3 protein-coding genes and 4 pseudogenes are annotated in these 4,046 nt (G+C 62.7%); 4 read left to right on the top strand and 3 right to left on the bottom strand.

What is annotated here, in order from left to right:
- Positions 1–133: 133 nt before the first annotated feature.
- A complete protein-coding gene (locus ASG62_RS27670) occupies positions 134–298 on the top strand; it encodes a diacylglycerol/lipid kinase family protein (protein ID WP_244487514.1) in 165 nt (54 codons plus the stop codon).
- Here the strand turns inward: ASG62_RS27670 and ASG62_RS17880 are convergent.
- Positions 297–607, bottom strand: a pseudogene (locus ASG62_RS17880) (transposase); the annotation flags it as partial. The gene ASG62_RS27670 and the pseudogene ASG62_RS17880 overlap by 2 nt on opposite strands.
- Before the next feature lie 68 nt (positions 608–675).
- Between ASG62_RS17880 and ASG62_RS25870 the strand changes: the two are divergent.
- Positions 676–837, top strand: a pseudogene (locus ASG62_RS25870) (integrase core domain-containing protein); the annotation flags it as partial.
- 303 nt (positions 838–1,140) lie between these two features.
- On the opposite strand, the gene ASG62_RS27675 reads toward ASG62_RS25870, so the two are convergent.
- Both ASG62_RS27675 and ASG62_RS27680 read right to left on the bottom strand, forming a co-directional pair.
- Positions 1,141–1,740: an IS5 family transposase gene (locus ASG62_RS27675; RefSeq protein WP_162246002.1), complete on the bottom strand. Its 600-nt coding sequence runs from the start codon at positions 1,738–1,740 to the stop codon at positions 1,141–1,143.
- Positions 1,704–1,922 (bottom strand): annotated as a pseudogene (locus ASG62_RS27680) (transposase); the annotation flags it as partial. The pseudogene ASG62_RS27680 and the gene ASG62_RS27675, both read right to left, overlap by 37 nt.
- A 331-nt stretch (positions 1,923–2,253) precedes the next feature.
- On the opposite strand from ASG62_RS27680, the pseudogene ASG62_RS17895 reads away from it, so the two are divergent.
- Positions 2,254–3,571: pseudogene (locus ASG62_RS17895) on the top strand (IS256 family transposase).
- Between the two features lie 22 nt (positions 3,572–3,593).
- A partial coding sequence (locus tag ASG62_RS17900; protein ID WP_244488607.1) for a transposase occupies positions 3,594–4,046 on the top strand: 453 nt, incomplete at its 3' end.

Here is a 4,046-nt window from a genome sequence, read left to right on the forward strand (position 1 = left end):
AGTGGATAGAGGCCAAGACGCAGTTCGCTGTCGTCTTTGCAGACCGCTTCGTCCTCTGACGAAAACGGCCTCCCGCACAGAACTCCTGACAGTCCCCCGTGTCCGCGACTCAGCCCAAAGCCAAGCCGAGATCGTGCTGGCGGCGGGGGGCGACGGAACCGTCACAGCGGTCGCCTCCGTTCTCGTCGGCACCGAAAAGATCCTCGCGCTCCTGCCCCTCGGGACCGCCAACCTGCTCGCACGCGACCTGCGCATACCGCTCGCTCTCAATGAGGCCATAGCTTCGTCACCGCAATGACGTGGTCGACACAAGCGCGCCGGCGCGCAGGGCTTAGTAGTTTCCCCGTGCAGCCTCTGCCAGGATCAGCTTGTCGAGGGTCAGATCGGCGACCGCCTTGCGAAGCCGCTGGTTCTGAGTCTTCAGGTCCTTCCGCCGCTTCACCTGGTCGACCTTCAGGCCGTCGAACTCCTTGCGCCACCTGTAATAGGTGACCTCCGTCACGCCGATGGAGCGAACCGCGTCCGCCGTGGATCTTCCTTGCGACACCAGAACGTCAACCTGCCGCAGCTTCGCGACGATCTCTTCGGGCTTGGGTCGTCTTGCCATGTCCGTCCTCCTTCAGGCTCTCAAAGCCATACTTCAGGGCGGACCATTTCAATGGGGGCGGATCAGGCTGGCGGCGTCACTACAACACGATCCGGCCGCATGGATCGATCGGCTACAGGCCGCCAGCACCGGAAGTGTTCGTGCCAGCCTTTGCCGCTTGGCCGGCTGCGCTTACCCGACCTGCTTCGCCGGCCAAGCTACCGCTGGTGCAAAGACCAACCCTGAACTAACTTTCAACCTGGACCACTCATTGGGGGCCGATCAGAGGCAACCACCTTTCGACCCCATTGCTTCCTACCGTCCGGACCGTAGATCCAGACTTGGCAGGGGACGTGAATGACAAAGGTGCCTCCGACGTTCCGCATCTTCTCGGGGATCATCGCTGTGTATCCGTCCAGCTCGACGGTCTCGCCAGCGTCGATGCGGGTGGTTCCTGCGGGATCGCGGTTCGGGCGATAGATAGCCGATAAAGCAGGAATGCCGGCTTCGACGTCGTAGAAGTCGACCCACGGCGAGCCGTCGCCGGACTCTAGCTAGGCCGTGTGGACGGATTTAAGCAGGATGAAGCCGCACGCGAGCGAGACGAAGCTTGAGAAGCTCTTGGCGGTTTTCTCGCAGCGAAACGCAATGCGTTTGAAGCGCTTCAGCTTGCCGAAGGCTTGCTCGATGCGCGCCCGGCCCTTGTACATGGTCTTTGGGAAGAACTTGGGTCTGTTCTTGGCGTTCGACCTTGTCGGGATCGCCGGACAGATGCCGCGAGCGCGAGCCGCGGCCCGGTTTGCCTTGGAATCATAGCCTTTGTCGGCCAGAGCTGCCCGGGGTTTCACGTCGGGTCCGATGTCGAGCAGAAGCGGGAAGACGGGACTATCGCCCGCTTCACCGCCCGTCAGATGAAATGCGATGGGCCGGCCATCGAAGTCGGTCTTGAGGTGGATCTTGGTCGAGAACCCACCCTTGGAGCGACCGAGCGCCTGACTTTGCTGCCTCCTTTTGCCCCTGCTGCCGAAACGTGGGCGCGAACAACGGTGGAATCGAACATCTGCACCAGATGAGCCGTTTGGCTCAGGTCCGCGAGCGTCTCGAAGAACGCCTCGAAGACACCGGCCTCGCGCAGCCGCCAGAACCGCTTCCACACCGAGTTCCAGTTTCCGAACTCAGCCGGCAGCGCCCGCCACGAGACGTTGTTCAGCGTGAAATAATGCAAGGCTTCGAGGAACTTGCGGTCGTCGCGTCCCTTGTCGCCCCGGCGCGAGCAAACCGCCCGAAACACCGTGACCGCCACAGCCCACTCATCGTCCGTCATTCGTGTCAGCATGGTCGATCTCCCAAAACCGACCCGCTATGAATCACCCATTATCCAATTTGGGAATCCCCAGCGTCTGAGCTTCGGATAATCCGTCCACACGGCCTAGCAAAAGATCAGCTTCTTTACTCGGGCCGCGATGTGGATCCTCTCGTGACCGTCCTCGTCGAGCCTGCGCATAACGACGAAATCGTCCGCCGGTCCGTAAACACCGGATGGCTGGAGGGCGGGTAGTGTCCGCGCTGGTGGTGGAAATTCGGACGTCAAACGGTGTGACGGAGGTGGCCACCGGATTGGCCGGCTAAGGTGGAGTTGCGAAGCTTCAACCTGACCGGAGAACCCGATGACCGAAGACAGATTACCGCTTGCCGAGCTTCTGGCGAAGGCGGGCGACGGCGATTTCCTGAGGACGATCGCCGAGAGCGTGATGCAGCTCATCATGGAGGCTGACGTGGAGGGTGTGATCGGCGCCGGGCGTCACGAACGAACGGTGGAGCGGGCGACCTATCGCAATGGCTATCGGGACCGCTCGCTCGATCATGGAGGCTGACGTGGAGGGTGTGATCGGCGCCGGGCGTCACGAACGAACGGTGGAGCGGGCGACCTATCGCAATGGCTATCGGGACCGCTCGCTCGATACCCGGCTCGGCTCCTTGCAGCTTCGCATTCCCAAGCTCCGGCAGGGCAGCTACTTTCCGCCGTTCCTGGAGCCACGGAAGCTCTGGGAGAAGGCGCTCGTCGCCGTCATTCAAGAGGCCTGGATCAGCGGCGTCTCCACCCGTCGCGTCGATGATTTGGTGCAGGCGATGGGCCTGTCTGGCATCGGCAAGAGCACTGTCTCGAAGCTTTGCAAGGATATCGACGAGCGCGTCGGCGGGTTCCTCGATCGCCCGCTCCTCGGCGACTGGCCCTATCTGTGGCTGGATGCGACCTACCTGAAGCAGCGCGAGGGCGGGCGCATCGTCTCGGTCGCCGCGATAATCGCCGTGGCCGTCAACACGGACGGCAAGCGCGAGATCGTCGGTCTCCACATCGGGCCGTCGGAAGCGGAGACGTTCTGGTCGACCTTTCTCAAGAGCCTCGTGCGCCGTGGCCTGTCCGGCGTGAAGCTCGTGATCTCGGATGCTCATGAAGGGCTAAAGGCGGCCATTCGCCGGGTGTTCAGCGCGTCCTGGCAACGCTGCCGCGTCCACTGGATGCGCAACGCCCTGTCCTATGTCCCCAAGGCGCAGCAGAGCATGGCGGCCGCAGCCCTGCGCCAGGCTTTTATTCAGCCCGACCGCGCCGGCGCGGCCCAGGCGCTGCGCCATGTTGCCGACCAGCTCCGGGGAAAATGCCCCAAGCTCGGCAGCTTCATCGACGACAGCGAGACCGACGTGCTGGCGCATCTGGACTTCCCAAGCCAGCACCGGACCCGGATCCATTCGACCAACTCACTGGAGCGCTTGAACAAGGAGGTGAAACGGCGCGCCGATGTCGTCGGCATCTTTCCGAACGAGGGCTCCATCATCCACCTCATCGGCGCGGTCCTCCTCGAGGCCAACGACGAATGGCAGACGCAGAACCGTTACATGCAGACCGAGCCCATGGCCGAACTCATGGCCGCAACCTGGAGCGCACCCCGTTTTGACCGGACAGGTGGCATAGCCGATAAGGCATAGGCATTCGCCTATGAGTACGACTATGTCGAAAGCATCTGACGGCCCGATTTCACGGGTCGAAGTTATCACCTCGGTGCAACGGCGGCGGCGCTGGTCGACGGCCGAGAAGGTCCGGCTTGTCGAGGAGGCGATGCAACCCGGAATGAGCGTGTCTTTCGTGGCGCGTCAGGCTGGCGTCTCACCCTCGCAGCTCTTCGCCTGGAAGCGCCGGATGCTGGAAGGCGGTCATGCAGCGGTCCAAGCTGACGAGGATGTCGTCGGCACTTCGAGGGTCCGCGATCTGGAGAAGCGGGTCCGCGACCTCGAGCGTTTGCTCGGCCGCAAGACGATGGAGAACGAGATCCTCAAGGAGGCGCTGGACGTCGCCCGCCCAAAGAACGTATGGCTCGCCCCGCCTGCAAGCGACTTTTTGACGGCTGTTCAGTCTGCGCCAACGTATCCGGTCTCGGGGCTGCAATCGTCCCCGGCCAAGATG

This window comes from Aureimonas sp. Leaf427, assembly GCF_001425485.1.
In the GTDB taxonomy this organism is placed as follows: Bacteria; Pseudomonadota; Alphaproteobacteria; order Rhizobiales; family Rhizobiaceae; genus Plantimonas.